The organism is Oceanicaulis sp., assembly GCA_040112665.1.
GTDB lineage: Bacteria > Pseudomonadota > Alphaproteobacteria > Caulobacterales > Maricaulaceae > Oceanicaulis.
On the sequence record CP157796.1, the window covers coordinates 2,719,377 to 2,736,414 of the forward strand.

Here is a 17,038-nt window from a genome sequence, read left to right on the forward strand (position 1 = left end):
CGCTTCTTGCGGGGGGCGGGCGCCGCGGCTAGGTTCCGCCGGTCCACAACTCAGCAAGGCACGCCGAAGTTCATGCTTTCCGCCATTCGCAATTTCGCCCGCTCGCCCTGGTTCGGCGGCATGATCATCGCGCTTCTGATCGCGGCCTTCGCGCTCTGGGGCGTGAACGACATCTTCCGCGGGACCGGCAACGCGGCGGTGCTGGTAGGCCCTGAACGGGTGACCGTGCAGGAGCTGCAGCGCGCCTATGAGCGGCAGATCTTCCAGATCCAGCGCGAAAACCCGCGCTTCACCCGCGAGCAGGCCGACGAGATCGGGCTGGGCGAGCGCATGGTGGAGACCCTCACCGTGCAGGCCGCGATCGACGCCAAGGCCGGCGAGCTGGGACTAAGCCTGTCTGACGAGCAGCTGATGGAATCGCTGCGCGAGATCGAGGCGTTCGAGAACCCGTTCACCAACCGGTTCGATCCGCAGACCTATCTGTCGATCCTCGCCGAGAACGGCTATCGCGGTCAGACCGGCGCGCGCCAGTTCGAGGCCGAGCTGGCCGAGGAACTCTCCCGCGCCCAGCTCGTCGAGGCCGCTCTGGGCGGGGTCGCCGCGCCGCAGGTCTTCGCGCGCGCCCGCCGCGCCTACGAGCAGGAGCGCCGGGAGATCCGCGCGCTGTTCCTGCCCCCGAGCCTGGTCGGCGAGGTCGAAACGCCCGACGACGCCGCGCTCGAAGCTTTCATCTCCGAGAACGCGCAGGTGTTCCAGCGGCCCGAGCTGCGGCGCTTCACGCTCGTCCGCGCGCGCCCCGACCTGTTCGAGCGCGATGTCGAGGTGTCCGAAGAGGACCTTCAGGCGCTTTACGACTTCCGGCGGGAGAACGGCGAGCTGAGCGATCCGCCGACCCGCACCTTCACGCAATGGCCCGCCCCTGACGCGGCCTCCGCCGAAGCCGCCGCCGCGCGGATCGCCGGTGGCGAGGACGCCGGCGCGGTCGCAGACGATCTCGGCCTTGGCGAACCTGCGCCCTTCACCGAGGTTCAGGCCTTCGAAGTGCCTGACAGTGCGATCGCAGACATGGTCTTCGACATGCAGCGCGGCGACGTCCGCGCGGTCGAAGGCCGGCTGGGCTGGCGCGTGGTGCGCATCGACGACGCGCTCGACCCCGTCGTGCCCTCATTTGAAGAAGTGCGAAGCGATCTGATCGAGGAACTCGCCGCAGGCGAAGCCGACGCCATGATGCTCGACGCGCTCGCCGAATTCGAAGAAGCGCGCGGCGCGGGAGCGACGCTCGAAGAAGCCGCTCGCGCCGCGAACCTGCCCGCCGAGCGCTTCGACTTCCTGAGCCGTTCAGGCCAGAGCGTGGAGGGGGCGACGGCGGTCACCCTCGTGGACGCGCCGGAAATCCTCGGCCAGGTCTTCGAGCTGCCGATCGGCTTCGCAGGCGACCTTAATCAGTACGGCGAGAACGGCTATTTCGTCGTGCGGGTCGATGAGGTCGAGGAGTCCCGCCTTCCGGCCGTGGACGAGGTGCGCGCGCAGGCCACCGCCTTCTACCGCGCGCGCACGGTCGACGACGCGCTCGGCGAGATCCTGCAAGGCGCGCTCGACCGCGTCGAGGCCGGTGAAAGCCTCGAGCAGGTCGCCGCATCGATCCCCGGCGCCAGGCTCGAGACAAGCACGCTCACCCGCGGCGAAACCGCCGGGCCGTTCAACCGCCAGCTCGTGCAGACCGCCTTCGCTGCGGCGCCCGGCGAGCCTTTCGAGGCGCGCGCCGGCGATCAGCGTACGCGCGCTGTGGCGATCGTCACGGACGTGACCGCGCCGACCGGCGATCCGATCCAGCCCGAGCGCATGCAGGCGCTGTCCGGCGAGCTCTCTGACGATCTCGCCCTGGCGCTTCAGAACGCGCTTCTGGCCACCTACGAGGTTCAGGCCGACCAGCGTCTGATCGACCTCGCGCTGGGCCGCACCGACCCGAACGCGCCGTAACATGCGCGACTTCGCGCCCGATCCGGAAGCGGCGGCCGAAACCCTCGCGAAGGGCCGGCCCGTGCTGTTGACCGCGCGCCGGGTCGACGATCTGGAAACCCCTGTTTCGGCCTATCTCAAGCTTGCGGCGGGCCAGACGAACACCTTCCTGCTGGAAAGCGTGGAGGGCGGCGCCTATCGGGGCCGGTATTCCGCGATCGGTCTCGATCCCGATCTCATCTGGCGGTGCCGCGGAGAGACCGCAGAGATCGCTCGCGCCCCAGGGCCGGGGATGGCGCCGGGCGCGTTCGAGCCCGCCGGGACCGATCCCCTAACCTCGCTTCGCGCGCTGCAGGCGGAAACCCGGCTCGACCTGCCCGCCGGGCTGGCGCCGCTGGCCGCCGGCCTGTTCGGCTATCTCGGCTACGACACGGTGCGCCTGTCCGAACGCCTGCCCGAGCAGGCTGCGCCCGACCCGCTGGGCACGCCTGACGGACTGCTCATCCGTCCGCGCGTGATGGTGATCTTCGACGCCTTGCGCCAGGAGATCGTCGCCGCAGCGCCGGTCCGCCCGGTTCCCGGCGCGGACCCCGCAGCGCTGGTCGACAACGCCCGGCGGCGCATCGAAGCGGTGTTCGCCCGGCTCGATTCCCCTGCTCCGATCCATGGGGTCGCAGAACCGCGCCCGCCGGAATCGCCGCAGTCGAACATGAGCGACGCGGATTACCGCGCGAAGGTCGAGGCTGCGCGCGCCTATATCCGCGCCGGCGACATCTTCCAGGTCGTCCCCTCGCAGCGCTTCTCCGCACCGTTTGCAGAGCCGCCGTTCGCGCTCTATCGCTCCTTGAGGCGGACCAACCCCTCGCCCTTCCTGTTCTTCTTCAACTTTCCCGGCTTCTCCATCTGCGGGTCGAGCCCGGAGATCCTGGTGCGCCTGCGCGGAAACACCGTCACGGTCCGTCCGATCGCCGGGACCCGGCCGCGCGGCCAGACGCCCGAGGCCGACGCCGCGTTCGAGGCCGATCTCATGGCCGACCCGAAGGAGCGTTCGGAGCATCTGATGCTGCTCGATCTGGGGCGCAACGACGTGGGCCGGGTGGCCAGGGCCGGAACCGTGCGCGTCACCGAGCGCGAGGTCATCGAGCGCTACAGCCACGTCATGCACATCGTCTCCAATGTCGAAGGCGAGCTGGCCGACGGCGAAGACGCGGTCAGCGCGCTCCTCGCCGGATTCCCGGCAGGCACGGTGTCCGGCGCGCCGAAGGTCCGGGCCATGGAGATCATCGACGAACTCGAACCCCATCGCCGCGGCATCTATGGCGGCGCGGTGGGCTATTTCGGCGCGCAGGGCGACATGGACGTGTGCATCGCGCTCAGGACCGCCGTGATCAAGGACGGGCGCATGCATGTGCAGGCCGGCGCCGGCGTGGTGCTCGATTCCGATCCCGAATCCGAGCGCATGGAGACGGTGAACAAGGCCCGCGCCCTCTTCCGCGCCGCCGCAGAGGCCTGGCGCTTCGCCTGAGCCTCAGCCGCAGCATCCCCTTCGCGCGCCGCTCGGAACGGGATAAGAACAAGCCTTCAGCGACTCATCAGGCGGCGCGGCATGACCCGACTCGGCGTTGATCTCGGCGGCACCAAGATCGAAGCGGCGATCCTCTCCGCAGACGGCGAGATCCTGACCCGGCGCCGCGCGCCGACCCCGCCCGACTATACAGGCAAGGTCCGCGCGGTGGCGGACCTCGCCGCCGCGGTCGAGGCCGAGACCGGGCTCTCCGCGCCCCATGTCGGGGTCGGCCATCCCGGCTCGATCAATCCGCGCACAGGCCTTGTGCGCAACGCGAACTCCACAGCCCTGAACGGCAAGCCGCTCGACCGCGATCTCGCCGAAGCCTGCGGAAGGCCGGTCGCGTGCGCGAACGACGCCAACTGCTTCGCCTTGTCCGAAGCGGTCGACGGCGCGGGCGCAGGCGCGGCGAGCGTGTTCGGCGTGATCACCGGAACAGGCGTCGGCGGCGGGTTCGTCCTGAACGGAGAGCTGGTCGAAGGCGCTGACGGGATTGCGGCGGAATGGGGACACACCGCCCTGCCCCGCCCCTCGCCTGAAGAAGTCCCCGGCCCGTTCTGCAAGTGCGGACGGGAAAGCTGCGTGGAGGCCTGGTGTTCAGGCCCCGCCGTCGCGGCGGACCATCAACGCAGGACGGGCGTGGCGATGACGGCGGCCGAGATCGCCGCCGGTGCGGCCGAGGGCGATCCCGAGTGCGTCCAGACCATCGCGCTCTGGGTCGACCGGCTGGCCCGGTCGATGGGCACGCTCGTCAACATCGTCGACCCCGAGGTGATCGTGCTCGGCGGCGGGCTTTCGAACATCGAGGGCGCGGCCGAACGCCTCGAAGCCGCGCTCGCCCCGCACTGCTTCACCGACGAGCCGCGCACGAAAGTGCGCCGCAACGTGCACGGCGACAGCTCCGGCGTCCGCGGCGCGGCCTGGCTCGAACCCAAGGCCCCCAGGTGAGCGCGCCGGGCTATTGCCGCAAATGCCTCGCGCCGGCCGGCGCAAACGATCCGGCCTGCCCGTCCTGCCGCAGCCGTCACGTCCTGCGCCACGCCGAGATCGGCGCGCTCGCCATCGCCCATATCGACTGCGACGCCTTCTTCGCCGCGATCGAGAAGCGCGACGATCCGAGCCTCGAGGACAAGCCGGTGATCATCGGCGGCGGGCGGCGCGGCGTGGTGGCCACCGCCTGCTATGTCGCCCGGCTCTACGGCGTGCGCTCGGCCATGCCGATGTTCAAGGCGCTCAAGGCCTGCCCTGACGCGGTCGTCGTCCGCCCGCGCATGGGCGTGTATTCCGCCGAAGGCCGCCGCATCCGGGCGATGATGGAGGACGTCACCCCGCTCGTCGAACCCCTCAGCGTGGACGAGGCGTTCCTCGATCTTTCCGGCACCGAACGCCTGCACGGCGCGCCGCCCGCGCTCACCCTGCTGAGGCTGCAGCGCCGGATCCGCGAGGAGGTCGGCGTGACGGTTTCGGTCGGGCTGAGCTTCAACAAGTTCCTCGCCAAGACCGCGTCCGATCTCGACAAGCCCAACGGCTTCGCCGTCATCGGCCGGGCCGACGCGCCGGGCTTTCTCGCCGCCATGAAGGTGGGGCAGGTCTACGGCGTGGGTCCGGTCTTCGCCAGGAAGCTTCAGGGCGACGGGCTGGCCACGCTCGCCGACGTGCTCAAGCGCAGCGAGAGCGATCTGGCGCGCCGTTACGGCGAATCCGGGCTGCGGCTGGCGCGCATCGCGCGCGGGATCGACACCCGCCCGGTGAACCCCGAACGCGAACGCAAATCGGTCTCCGCCGAGACCACGTTCGAGGACGACGTGTCAGACAAGAACGCGCTGAAAGACCGGCTCTGGCCGCTCTGCGTGAAGGTCGCCGACCGGATGAAGGCCGGTGCGGTGGCGGGCCGGGTCGTGACGCTGAAAATCAAGACCGACCGCTTCAAGACCGTCACGCGGCGGCGCACCCTCTCCCAGCCAGCCCAGCTCGCCGACACGCTGTTCCGCACCGCCGCGGAGCTTCTGGACCGGGAACCCGAGGGTGTGCGCTACCGGCTGATCGGCGCTGGCTATTCCGTGCTCGAACCGGCCGCCGGCGATGCGGGCGACCTGCTCGATCCGGTTGCGGAAAAGCGCGCGAAGGCCGAACGCGCCGCCGACGCCATGCGCGCGAAATTCGGCGACGCCGCCGTGATCAAGGGCCGGCAGCTCAGGCGGGACTGAGCCTACTCCGCCGCCATCCGGCGCTCGTCGAGCGCCAGCCAGCGGAAGACCTGCGGCCAGAACACGTCGGAGACCTTGCGCCGGAACAGTCCGTCATGGCCGATCGCGCCGCGGCCGAGCTGGTCGTGACGGACGATCTTCATCTCGCTGGGGGCGTTCTCATAGCGCTCGAGAAGCCACCGCACGCCGGCGGGGTTGGCGATCGGATCGTCGTCAGGGGTCCAGGCCTTGATCGGCGCTGTGAAGCGGGCGTAGCGGCCGGCGAGTCCGAGCTCTGCGAAGCGGTCCCGGAACCCGGCCGGATTGACCCCGAAATCGCGCCAGTCGCGCCAGACCCCGGCGGGCAGGTCCTCGCCCTTCCAGAAGGCGCCGCGCGGGATATAGCCGCGCGTGGCCAGCTGGAGCGGGCCGATCACGCGCCAGAACGCCCAGGCGAAGAACTTCAGCGGCGCGCTCTGCCGGCCCCAGTATCCCGACGAGGAGGACAGAAGCGCCAGCCGCCTCAGCGGCAGGTCGGAGGGCGTAAAGGCGGCGAACTGTCCGCCCACGGAATGACCGACCACGTCGAGAGGCAGGCCGGGATGCTCGGCGCAGGCGTGGCGCGCCGCAGCCGGGATGTCCTCAAGCGCCCAGTCCAGCATGGTCGCCGGATCACGGCGCGGATGGCGGTCGGAGGATTCTCCCTGCCCTCTGTAATCGTAAGTCAGAACCGCCCAGCCCTGCGTGGCGGCGGCCCCGGCGAAGCCCTGGTAGAAGCGGGCTGGATAGCCGGTGGCGGGGTTGATCACCATCACCGCGATCGGGGCGGGCGGGGCGATGATGCGGCCGCACAGCACGCGGCCGTCGCGGGTCGTGAACCGCGTGGACCGGCTTTGGATCGCCGCACCGAAATCGTCCTGCGCCATGTGCGCTTCCGTCGCCCGCGTGTTTCGCCCCCCGGCGTGGTGAACATGACTCTCCGGGGGCCAGGCTTCAACCCGCCGCCGGTCGCCAAAGCCGCCGCTATCGGATACTCAACGCCTGCCCGTCCAATCTGGAGACCGACAATGTCAGACGCCGAGACCCGCCTTCGCGAGCTTGGGATCACCCTGCCCGAGCCCGTCGCGCCCGTGGCCAATTACGTCCCCTTCCGCCAGGCGGGATCGCAAGTGCATGTTTCCGGACAGATTTCCCTGGGCCCGGACGGCCTGGTCGCGGGCCGGCTGGGCGCGGGGCTCGATCTCGACGCCGGTCAGGCGGCCGCGCGGCTTTGCGCGATCAATCTCATCGCCCAGTTCAAGGCGGCGTGCGGCGGCGATCTGTCGCGCGTGAAAAACGTGATCAAGCTGGGCGGGTTCGTAAACGCCGATCCGGGGTTCACCGACATCCCCAAGGTGATCAACGGCGCCTCCGACCTGATGGTGGCGGTGTTCGGCGATTCGGGCCGTCATGCGCGCTCGGCGGTCGGCGTGGCGGTGCTGCCGCTGGGCGCCGCGGTCGAGGTCGACGCGGTGATCGAGATCGGCTGACCCCTCGCCGCACCGATCGCGCGCGCCCATATCGCGGTCGAGCCCCGAGCGAGGCGGACCCATGAGCGAGATCACCATCAAGATGACAGGCGGCCTCGCTGAGACCGGGCGCGAGGCCTGGGACGCGGTCGCCAATCCCGACGGCGAGCCCTGGGATCCGTTCGTGAGCTGGGACTTCCTCGAAGCGCTCGAACGGTCAGGCTCGGCGGCGCCGGAAACCGGCTGGGGACCGCGCCATCTGATCGCCGAGGACGCCGGCGGCGGGATCGTCGGCGCGCTTCCGCTCTATCTCAAGGGCCATTCCTACGGGGAGTACGTGTTCGACCACGCCTGGGCGAACGCGCTCGAACGCGGCGGCGGACGGTACTATCCCAAGCTGCTCACCGCTGCGCCCTTCACCCCGGCGACCGGACGGCGCGTTCTGTCGCCCGACCCGGCGGTCAGGCGCGCCCTGATCGCCGGCGCCCGGCATGCGGCCCGCGAGATGGAGGTGTCGAGCTGGCACGTCCTTTTCCCCGACGCCGGTCAGGCGGGCGAGCTTGAAGACGAAGGCCTCCTGCCCCGCCACGACGTGCAGTTCGTGTTCGAAAACCGGGGCTATCGCGACTACGCCGATTTCCTCGACGCGCTGAGCTCGAGAAAGCGCAAGGCGCTGAAGAAGGAGCGCGCGGCGGCGCAGGCGGGGCTGGAGATCGAGCCGCTGACCGGCGATGCGATCACCGAAGCGCACTGGGACGTGTTCTTCGCGTGCTATCAGGACACCGGCGCGCGCAAATGGGGCACGCCCTATCTGACCCGCGAATTCTTCTCCCTCACCGGCGCGCGCATGGCCGACCGGATCCTTCTGGTCATGGCCAAACGCGAGGGCCGCTACATCGCGAGCGCGCTCAATTTCATCGGCTCGGACGCCCTGTTCGGGCGGTACTGGGGGTGCCTGGAGGACCAGGACAGCCTTCATTTCGAGCTGTGCTATCACCAGGCCGTCGACTTCGCTCTCGCGCACGGGCTGAAACGCGTCGAGGCGGGCGCTCAGGGCGCGCACAAGCTCGCGCGCGGCTACAGGCCGGTCATCGTGCGCTCGGCCCACGACATCGTGCACCCCGGCCTCAGGGCGGCGGTGGCGGAGTATCTCGATCGCGAACGCCCCGCCGTGGAAGCCGAACGCCTCGCGCTTGCAGCGGAAACCCCTTACAAATCAGAAGACGGCAGCAAAGACGGAGCGTCCGCCTCATGAGCCTTCACGGGACCTACGACCAGAGCAACATCTTCGCGAAGATCATCGCGGGCGAGGCGCCCTGCGTGAAGATCTTCGAGGACGAGCACGCCATTGCCTTCATGGACCTTTTCCCGCAGTCCGAGGGCCATTGCCTTGTGGTCCCCAAGGAGCCGGCCCGCAACCTGCTCGAACTGAGCGAAGACGCCTCGAAAGAAGCGATCCTGCGTGTGAAGAAACTCGCCCAGGCCGTTGAAAAGGCTTTGTCACCTGACGGCGTGATGGTCGCACAGTTCAACGGCGCGCCCGCCGGTCAGACCGTGTTTCACATCCATTTTCACGTGATCCCGCGCTATGAGGGCAGCGACATCGCGGGGCACGGCGCTGCGGGCAAGGCGGAGACCGATCAGCTCGAACGGCTCGCCGCCAGGATCCGCGACGCGCTCTAGATCTCGTCCTCGATCCGGGTCCAGACCTGGGTGCGGCAGATGAAGGCGACGCAGCCGCGCACTTCCAGCCGATCGGGGCCGGCCAGGCGCACATGGCCGTTGGTGATGCGGCGGCCCTCCTCGGGGTCGTAGAGCACGCCAGGCTCCCAGTCGCCGTCCTCGGACCGCTCGAACCCGTCTATGACGAGCACGCCGCGCAAGGGGCGCGACCGCTGTTCGGGGTCGGGATTGTTCGCGTCGGCGAGATCGGGATCGGCCCTGAGCGCGGCGGCGTCCACGAGTTCACCGCACAGCTCTTCAGGCGCATCCCCGCACGGTCCGATCCGGACCCGGCCGCCCTCCTCGCTCGTCGCCCATAGCCCGTGTACGGGCGCGGGCTGCGCCTCCGGCGGTGACGGCGCGTCCTGAGCGCCGCCGGAAGCCAGAAGAAAGATCAGTACGAACAGGCTGGTCATCATCGCTCTCCGCTCAGCATCGCGCCCCTCGACACCGGTGAAACGCACGAACGCCCCGATCCGGACCTCTCTGCGCTGCATCGCGTTATAAGGCGCATGCCTCTTTCATTTCCTGAAACTGCTCCGATCTGGCTGATCGCCGCCGTGCTCGGCGTCAGCGCCGTGGTCATCCTGTTCGCCGGCTCCAAGCTCGCGGGCAAAGGCGACGAGCTCGCCGACGCGACCGGTTGGGGCGAGGCGATCGTGGGCGCGGTTTTTCTGGGCGCCGCGACTTCGCTGCCCGGCATCGTGACGTCGGTGGCGACAGCCTGGGAGGGGTATTCCGAGCTTGCGATTTCGAACGCGGTGGGCGGCATCGCCGTGCAGACGCTGTTCTTGGCGGTCGCGGACATGACCTATCGCCGGGCCAATCTCGAACACGCCGCCGCATCTCTGGGCGGGCTGGCGCAGGCCTCGCTCTTGTGCGCCATGCTCAGCGTGCCGCTGATCGCCATGGCCGGGCCGGACATTACGGTGTTTCACATCCACCCGGCCACGCCGATCCTGCTGATCGGCTATGTCTACGGCCTCCACATCATCGGGAAAATGCGCCACGACCCGATGTGGAGCCCTCAGATCAACGAAGAGACCCAGACCGACGAGGTCGAGGACGGCGGCGAGGAAGGCCATTTCTCCGGCGCCGGCAAAGGGCTCTGGACCATTTTCATCCTGCTCGCCGTGCTCACAGGCGTCGCCGGCTATGCGGTCAGCCAGTCCGCCATCGCGCTCGCCGAACGCACGGGCCTCGCCCAGGCTGCGATCGGCGCGCTGATTACGGCGGTCATCACCTCCCTGCCCGAGCTCGTCACCACGATCGCGGCGGTCCGGCGCAAGGCGCTGACCCTGGCGGTCGGCGGGATCATCGGCGGCAACGTGTTCGACACGCTGTTCCTGGCCATCTCGGACACCGCCTACACCGAAGGCTCGCTCTATCACGCCATGACCGACAAGACGGTGATGGCGCTGTCCTCGACGCTTCTGATGACCGCCGTGCTGATCCTCGGCCTCTTACGCCGTCAGAAGAAAGGCATCGGGTTTGAAGGGATCACGATCGTGGGCGTCTACGCGCTCTACGCGGCGGTGGTGGTGTTTTAAACGGCCCCTACGCTTAGAGAAGCGAAACGAAAACGCCCCGGGCCTTTCAGCCCGGGGCGCTTCGTTTCGAACCTTGAGAACCGGCCCTAACGCACCGGTTCCTCTTTCTTTTTCGGCTGCCGCCTGGGCGGTTTCTTCAGCCGGTCGGCGGGGATGATCTCGAAGTCGAGGCGGGTTTCGTCCGCCGCGTCGACATCGACCTTCACCACGCCGCCCTTCTTGAGCTGGCCGAACAGGATCTCCTCGGCGAGCGGCTTCTTGACGTGCTCCTGGATCACGCGGCCCAGCGGACGCGCGCCGAAGTTTTCGTCATAGCCTTTCTCGGCGAGCCATTTGGTGGCCGCTTCGGTGAGCTCGAAGGTCACGCCGCGATCGGCGAGCTGGGCTTCGAGCTGCAGGACGAATTTCTCGACCACGCGGCCGACCACGTCGGACTTCAGGCCCGCAAAGCCGATGACGGCGTCCAGGCGGTTCCTGAACTCCGGCGTGAACAGCTTCTCGATCGCGGCCTGATCCTCGCCCTCGCGCTTGCCGCGGCCGAAGCCGATGGCTTCCTTGGCCGCATCGGCGGCGCCGGCGTTGGTGGTCATGATCAGGATCACGTTGCGGCAGTCGATCTTCTTGCCGTTCGCATCGGTGATCTGACCGTTGTCCATCACCTGCAGCAGGATGTTGAAGATGTCCGGATGGGCCTTCTCGATCTCGTCGAGCAGCAGGACCGCGTGCGGGTGCTGGTCGATCGCATCGGTCAGCTGACCGCCCTGATCGTAGCCGACATAGCCCGGTGGCGCGCCCAGAAGGCGGCTCACCGTGTGGCGCTCCATGTATTCGGACATATCGAAGCGCAGCAGCTCGACGCCCAGCGTGGAGGCGAGCTGGCGGGCGACCTCGGTCTTGCCGACGCCCGTGGGGCCGGAGAACAGGTACGAGCCGATCGGCTTGTTGGGTTCGCGCAGGCCCGCCCGCGCCAGCTTGATGGCGCTGGAGAGCTTGGCGATGGCGTCGTCCTGGCCGAACACCACGCGCTTGAGCGTGCCTTCGAGATCCTTGAGCACCGCCTCGTCGGACTTGGAGACCGATTTCGGCGGGATGCGGGCCATTTTCGCCAGCACCACCTCGACCTCTTTGACGCCGATCGTCTTCTTGCGCTTGGACTGCGGCAGGAGACGCATGGAGGCGCCCGCCTCGTCGATCACGTCGATCGCCTTGTCGGGCAGCTTGCGGTCGCCGAGATAGCGGTCGGACAGCTCCACGGCCGCTTTCAGAGCCTCGGCGGTGAAGCGGATGTCGTGGAAGTCCTCGAAATACGGTTTCAGGCCCTGCAGGATCTTTATGGAGTCCTCGACGGTGGGTTCGACCACGTCGATCTTCTGGAACCGGCGGGCGAGCGCGCGGTCCTTCTCGAAGTGCTGGCGGTATTCCTTGTAGGTCGTCGAGCCCATGCAGCGCAGCCCACCGCCCTGAAGCGCGGGCTTGAGCAGGTTCGACGCATCCATCGCGCCGCCGGAGGTGGCCCCCGCGCCGATCACGGTGTGGATCTCGTCGATGAACAGGATGGCGTGCGGCCGGGCTTCGAGCGCCTTGACCACCTGCTTGACCCGCTCCTCGAAGTCGCCGCGATACCGCGTACCGGCGAGCAGCGCGCCCATGTCGAGCGAGTAGATCACCGCGTTCTCGAGGATTTCGGGCACGTCGCCCTCGACGATCTTGCGCGCGAGGCCCTCGGCGATGGCGGTCTTGCCCACGCCGGGATCGCCCACCAGAAGCGGGTTGTTCTTGCGCCGGCGGCACAGCACCTGGATGCAGCGCTCCACCTCGTGGGCGCGGCCGATCAGCGGATCGACGCCGCCCTGGCGGGACTTGGCGTTCAGATCGACGCAATAGGCGTCGAGCACGTCGTCCTTGTCCTTCTCCTCGCCCGAGGCGATCGCCTCTTCGGCCTCGTCCTCGTCATCAGAGCCGCGCGGCGTGCGCGATTCCGAAGCGCCGGGCTTTTTCGCGATGCCGTGGGAGATGAAGTTCACCGCGTCGTAGCGCGTCATGTCGCGCTCGGCGAGGAAGTAGCAGGCGTGGCTTTCGCGCTCGGCGAAGAGCGCGACGAGCACGTTCGCGCCGGTCACTTCGTCACGGCCGGAATTCTGCACGTGAATGACCGCGCGCTGGATGACGCGCTGGAAACCGGCGGTCGGCTTGGCGTCCTCGCCGTCGTCGACGATCAGGCTCGCAAGCTCGTCGTCGACATATTCGAGCATCGTCTCCTTGAGCTCGTCTACGTCGACGTCGCAGGCGCGCATCACCGCGCTGGCGTCCTCGTCTTCGCAGAGCGCGAAGAGCAGGTGCTCCAGCGTGGCGTATTCGTGCTTGCGTTCGGTCGCCGCCGTCAGGGCGCGGTGCAAGCTTTTTTCGAGGGCGGGAGAGAAAGAGGGCAAGCGCCTAATCCTTTTCCATCGTGCACTGCAGAGGGTGCTGGGCTCGGCGCGCCGCGTCCATCACCTGGGCGACCTTGGTTTCGGCCACCTCGTATGTGAATACGCCGCACACTCCGACTCCATGTTGGTGCACATGGAGCATGATGCGAGTCGCGTCTTCCTGGCTCTTGTGGAAGATCCGGACCAGGACCTCGACGACGAACTCCATCGGCGTGTAGTCGTCGTTGAGCAGCAAGACCTTGTACATTGACGGGCGTTTAGTCCGCGTGCGCGGCTTCACCGCCACGCCTGTTCCGCGTCCAGGAAACTGTGGATTTTTCCGTTCGGTCATCCGCCGTCTCGCCGGAAGCCCGCCATAAGCGGGCCCGTCCGTCTGCCTCGCCTTAGATTAAATATGCATCCGCAGGCCCGGGGGAAGCCCCCGTCTCGCGCCGGACGCAGCCGAACCTGCCGGCGTGTCTTCAACGCACGGGGGCCCGCCCTGTTCTCCCCCGCCTGCCGCAGCGCCAAAAAAAAGGTCCGGCGCGAGGGCCGGACCAGTCAGGGAGGACACGGGGCCCGGCGCATCCGTTGCTGGCGCGCCGGGCGATCTTGTCGCGCTTAGCGCTGGGACTGCATCGCCTCGACGGCGGCGGCCATGCGGTCGTTGAGCGGCTTGAAGCCGTCCTTGACCAGGGCGCTCATGAGGTCGGTGTGCTTGTTCACTTCCGACAGGTAGGCGTCGAGGGACGACTTGGCGTAGTCGGCCTGGATCTCGATGAGTTCCTGGACCGATTTCGCGCCGGCCATCGTCTTGGCCGCGGCGACGCCGTCTTCCATCGACTTCTTAGCGTAAGCCATGGTCGCGGAGTTCATCTCCTCGATCGACTTCGAGGTCGCCGTCGCAGAGGCGATCACCGCATCGACGGTGTCTTTCTGGAAGGCGGAAAATTCGTTGATGGCGTTGAGCGACTTCTCGAAGCCTTCCTTGACCGCTTCGTTCGAAGCGGCGGTCATGGTTTCGAAGGTCTCTTTCGCGGCGTCTTTCTTGGCGGCGGCCATGGCGGAGTCTCCTGTGTATCTGCGCGGGGCGGAAGGCTTGCGGGGGCTCGACGGCTTTTTCGCCCGGGCTTTCGCCGATTTCGCCTTCGGCTCGGGTTTCGGTTCGGTCTTCGGCTTCTGGGCGGCCTTGCGAGCCGTCTGAAGTTTCGCTTGCTGAGCGTGGGCTTTCTCGCCGGCGGGTTTCGCGGTCGCGGCCGACTCGGCGGCCGGAGGGGTGACCGTTTCAGCGCCGTCAGGCGTGTTCTCGCTCGCCATCACATCGCTCCTTCGCACGCTGCGTTTCGCAGCTGCAGCAAATATCGCCATTTCGGGTCCGGGTTTCAAGTGATTTTTGTGCGGCGCACCATTTTTCACGCAAACCCTTGAGTTAACGTGGCGGAAAGGCAGTCCGGGCATGCTCACACCATGCTCCGTCTTCTGTTGACCGCGATCGCCTGTCTCTGGTTCGCCGCGCCGCACGCCGCCGCGCAGGACCGCTACGCCGCGTTCGTCGCCGACATGGACTCAGGCCAGGTGCTGCACGCGCGCCGCGCAGACGCGCAGCGCTATCCCGCCTCGCTGACCAAGATGATGACCCTGTACATGGTCTTCGAGGCGATCGAGGCGGGCGAACTCACCCTCGACACCGAGATGAGCGTATCCGCCGAAGCCGCCTCCCGCCCCGCCTCGAAGCTCGGCCTTCGCTCAGGCGGCGCGATAAGGGTCGAGGACGCCGTCCGCGCGCTCATCGTGCAAAGCGCGAACGACGTCGCCGTGGTCGTCGCCGAGCATCTGGGTGGGACAGAAAGCGCCTTCGCTACGACCATGACCGAGCGCGCGGCGCGGCTCGGGCTCACCGACACCGTGTTCCGCAACGCCTCGGGCCTGCCCGACCGCGCCCAGCACACCACCGCGCGCGACATGGCCCGCCTGGCCTATGCCCTTCAGCGCGATTTTCCGCAGTTCTTCCATTATTTCGGCGAGACGACCTTCCGCTGGAACGGCGTCACGCACCGCACGCACAACACGCTGGTGGGCCGCACGCCGGGCGTGAACGGGCTGAAGACCGGCTATATCCGCGCTTCGGGCTTCAATATCGCTGTGACCGCCGAGCGCGACGGCCGCCGGCTCGTCGCGGTCGTGATGGGCGGCGCCAGCCAGGGCGCGCGCGACGCCCACGCCCGCGAGCTTGTCGAGGCGAGCTACGTCACCCTCGCCGCCCGAGACGAGGCGCGCAGCTTCGCCTCGCTGGACATTCCGCGCATCAACCCGATCCGGGAGATGGAGATCCTCACCGCCGAGCTCGGCGGCGCCCCTGGGCCCACCGCGATGGGCTCGGCCGGCGGCGCAGCCCCGCCTGCGCGCGTGACCTTCGACGACGAACCCGCCGCGCCGGCGCGAGTGGCGATGAGCGGCGCGGCGTCGGTCCAGGTCGGCGCATACGGCAGCCGCGCAGCGGCCGCAGCGCGGCTCGAAACCGTGGCCGGGCTGGCATCGGCGCAGCTCGGAAACGCCCAGCCCGTCGCCGAACCGCTGGAGGCGGGCGGCCGCACGCTCTGGCGGGCCCGTTTCGCCGGGCTCAGCGCCGACGCCGCACGCAGCGCCTGCGCCACGCTGAGCGCGCGCGGAGAAGCCTGCTTCGTCGTCGCTTCGGGCGGCTAACGGCCCAGCAGCACGTCGCGCGCTTCCTGGACCCTGGCCGCCAGTGCGTCGGAACCGCCCGCGTCAGGGTGCACCTTCTTCATCATCTCGCGATAGGCGCGGCGCACTTCGGCCTCGTCGGCGGTTTCCGATACGCCCAGGACGGCGGCGGCTTCCTTGCGGCTCATCCTTGCGCTGCGCGACCGCCCGCCTCCGCCGGTCCGGTCATGCTCTGCGCCCGAGCGCGTCCCGGCGCCGGCGGCCTTGCGCGCGGCGACGCCCAGAAAACCGAGCGCGGCGGCGATCATCGGCCCGCCGATCACGGCGAACCCGCGGACGGTGAGCAGAACCCCGAGGATCAGCCCACCCAGCCCCAGCACCATGCGCACGCCCTGCGCGGCCGTCTCGGTCTTCGCCTGCGAGAACGCCCAGCCGATCGCGGCGAGCGCGCCGAGGACGGCGATGACGGCGAACAGCAGGCTCATCAGAACGGGATCCGGGCTCCTTCAAGACCGGGCAGTTTGAGAACGATCAGCAATTCGCGCAATTCCTGACGCGCCGCGACATGGCTCATCGTGAAGCCTGCGGTCGATCCTGATTCGGTGAGGTCGATGAGCGTCAGCCCTTTCGGGAACAGCTCGCGATAGATCACGCGCTCGGAAAAGCCCGGCGCCAGCCGGAACCCGATGCGCTCGGACAGCGCCTTCAGACCCTTGCCGACCCGGCGCTTGTTCTTGGCGTCCAGGGTGGAGACCCGGTTGCGCATCACCACCCAGTCCATCGACCGGCGGTCGGTCATCGCTTTGCGCTTGCGGCACTCCCAGACCATCTCGGCGTAGATGCTCGGACGGCCCACCTCGTAGGTGTCCGGATCGACGTCGGCGAGCAGGGCGAAATCGACGAAGCTGTCGTTGATCGGCGTGATCAGCGTGTCGGCGGCGGCGTGGGCGAGCCTGGCGTAGTGGGTGTCACCGCCCGGCGCGTCGATCACGATATAGTCGCAGCTCTCCTTGAGGCTCGCGAGCGCGGCCTCCCAGGCGGCCTTCTCCTCGGCCTCGCGCGCGTCCAGGCTCCGCTCTTCGGAGATCGGAAGGCGCGCCTCGGCAGGCGTGGGCAGCTTCAGCCCGCGCTTCTCAGACCAGGTCCGGCGATTGTCGAGATGCCTGGACAGGCTCGCCTGGCGGACGTCCAGATCGATCACGCCCACCGCCTTGCCCATACGCATCAGCGCGATGGCGAGATGGATGGCGACGGTGGACTTGCCCGCCCCGCCCTTTTCGTTGCCGACCACGATGACGTGCGCCGCCCCCGGCCCAGCCGGGGCCTGGCCTGCAGGTTTGACGATGTCGGCGCTGGCGAGCGGGCTCATGAATTCCGAATCCCCCGAATTGTGGCGGAAAGTCGGCATACACCAGTCATATGGGGTGGGCGAAGGGCCAGCGGTAGGGATGCTGCA

17 protein-coding genes are annotated in these 17,038 nt (G+C 68.4%); 10 read left to right on the top strand and 7 right to left on the bottom strand.

The genetic code is table 11. The features are described 5' to 3' along the window. Nucleotides 1-72: 72 nt before the first annotated feature. From ABL308_13425 to ABL308_13440, 4 genes are all read left to right on the top strand, one after another. Nucleotides 73-1,980: a SurA N-terminal domain-containing protein gene (locus ABL308_13425; protein XBQ15944.1), complete on the top strand. Its 1,908-nt coding sequence runs from the start codon at nt 73-75 to the stop codon at nt 1,978-1,980. 1 nt (nt 1,981) lies between these two features. Next, complete coding sequence (gene trpE, locus ABL308_13430; protein XBQ15945.1) at nt 1,982-3,484, top strand: anthranilate synthase component I; 1,503 nt, start codon at nt 1,982-1,984, stop codon at nt 3,482-3,484. Between the two features lie 81 nt (nt 3,485-3,565). Beyond that, nucleotides 3,566-4,474, top strand: coding sequence for an ROK family protein (locus ABL308_13435; GenBank protein ID XBQ15946.1), 909 nt, complete (start codon nt 3,566-3,568; stop codon nt 4,472-4,474). Then, a complete protein-coding gene (locus tag ABL308_13440; GenBank protein ID XBQ15947.1) occupies nt 4,471-5,733 on the top strand; it encodes a DNA polymerase IV in 1,263 nt (420 codons plus the stop codon). The genes ABL308_13435 and ABL308_13440 overlap by 4 nt, the downstream gene beginning before the upstream one ends. A gap of 2 nt (nt 5,734-5,735) precedes the next feature. Here ABL308_13440 and ABL308_13445 read toward each other — a convergent pair whose 3' ends face one another. Further along, nucleotides 5,736-6,638 carry an alpha/beta fold hydrolase gene (locus ABL308_13445; GenBank protein ID XBQ15948.1) on the bottom strand — a complete coding sequence of 301 codons (903 nt, stop codon included), beginning with the start codon at nt 6,636-6,638 and terminating at the stop codon, nt 5,736-5,738. A gap of 141 nt (nt 6,639-6,779) precedes the next feature. Here ABL308_13445 and ABL308_13450 point away from each other — a divergent pair, with 141 nt between their 5' ends. From ABL308_13450 to ABL308_13460, 3 genes are all read left to right on the top strand, one after another. Further along, a complete protein-coding gene (locus ABL308_13450; protein ID XBQ15949.1) occupies nt 6,780-7,241 on the top strand; it encodes a RidA family protein in 462 nt (153 codons plus the stop codon). A gap of 61 nt (nt 7,242-7,302) precedes the next feature. Further along, nucleotides 7,303-8,475, top strand: a complete 1,173-nt coding sequence (locus tag ABL308_13455; protein XBQ15950.1) for a GNAT family N-acetyltransferase — start codon at nt 7,303-7,305, stop codon at nt 8,473-8,475. Continuing rightward, on the top strand, nt 8,472-8,903 hold the full coding sequence (locus ABL308_13460; GenBank protein ID XBQ15951.1) for an HIT family protein: 432 nt from the start codon (nt 8,472-8,474) through the stop codon (nt 8,901-8,903). The genes ABL308_13455 and ABL308_13460 overlap by 4 nt, the downstream gene beginning before the upstream one ends. Here ABL308_13460 and ABL308_13465 read toward each other — a convergent pair. Beyond that, nucleotides 8,900-9,358 carry a DUF2147 domain-containing protein gene (locus ABL308_13465; GenBank protein XBQ15952.1) on the bottom strand — a complete coding sequence of 153 codons (459 nt, stop codon included), beginning with the start codon at nt 9,356-9,358 and terminating at the stop codon, nt 8,900-8,902. The two genes, ABL308_13460 and ABL308_13465, sit on opposite strands and share 4 nt — an antisense overlap. A gap of 96 nt (nt 9,359-9,454) precedes the next feature. On the opposite strand from ABL308_13465, the gene ABL308_13470 reads away from it, so the two are divergent. Beyond that, nucleotides 9,455-10,492: a sodium:calcium antiporter gene (locus tag ABL308_13470; protein XBQ15953.1), complete on the top strand. Its 1,038-nt coding sequence runs from the start codon at nt 9,455-9,457 to the stop codon at nt 10,490-10,492. 86 nt (nt 10,493-10,578) lie between these two features. Here ABL308_13470 and clpA read toward each other — a convergent pair whose 3' ends face one another. The 3 genes from clpA to phaP form a co-directional block, all read right to left on the bottom strand. Next, on the bottom strand, nt 10,579-12,921 hold the full coding sequence (clpA, locus tag ABL308_13475) for an ATP-dependent Clp protease ATP-binding subunit ClpA (protein XBQ15954.1): 2,343 nt from the start codon (nt 12,919-12,921) through the stop codon (nt 10,579-10,581). A gap of 4 nt (nt 12,922-12,925) precedes the next feature. Next, on the bottom strand, nt 12,926-13,252 hold the full coding sequence (clpS, locus tag ABL308_13480; protein XBQ15955.1) for an ATP-dependent Clp protease adapter ClpS: 327 nt from the start codon (nt 13,250-13,252) through the stop codon (nt 12,926-12,928). 269 nt (nt 13,253-13,521) lie between these two features. Next, nucleotides 13,522-13,962: a TIGR01841 family phasin gene (phaP, locus tag ABL308_13485; GenBank protein ID XBQ15956.1), complete on the bottom strand. Its 441-nt coding sequence runs from the start codon at nt 13,960-13,962 to the stop codon at nt 13,522-13,524. Between phaP and ABL308_13490 the strand changes: the two genes are divergently transcribed. Together ABL308_13490 and ABL308_13495 are read left to right on the top strand one after the other, a co-directional pair. After that, nucleotides 13,961-14,104 carry a hypothetical protein gene (locus ABL308_13490; protein XBQ15957.1) on the top strand — a complete coding sequence of 48 codons (144 nt, stop codon included), beginning with the start codon at nt 13,961-13,963 and terminating at the stop codon, nt 14,102-14,104. The two genes, phaP and ABL308_13490, sit on opposite strands and share 2 nt — an antisense overlap. A 263-nt stretch (nt 14,105-14,367) precedes the next feature. Continuing rightward, a complete protein-coding gene (locus tag ABL308_13495; protein ID XBQ15958.1) occupies nt 14,368-15,603 on the top strand; it encodes a D-alanyl-D-alanine carboxypeptidase family protein in 1,236 nt (411 codons plus the stop codon). Here ABL308_13495 and ABL308_13500 read toward each other — a convergent pair. After that, a complete protein-coding gene (locus ABL308_13500; GenBank protein XBQ15959.1) occupies nt 15,600-16,067 on the bottom strand; it encodes a DnaJ domain-containing protein in 468 nt (155 codons plus the stop codon). The genes ABL308_13495 and ABL308_13500 overlap by 4 nt on opposite strands. Next, complete coding sequence (locus ABL308_13505; GenBank protein ID XBQ15960.1) at nt 16,067-16,951, bottom strand: division plane positioning ATPase MipZ; 885 nt, start codon at nt 16,949-16,951, stop codon at nt 16,067-16,069. Before ABL308_13505 ends, ABL308_13500 begins: the two co-directional genes overlap by 1 nt. Nucleotides 16,952-17,038 lie beyond the last annotated feature (87 nt).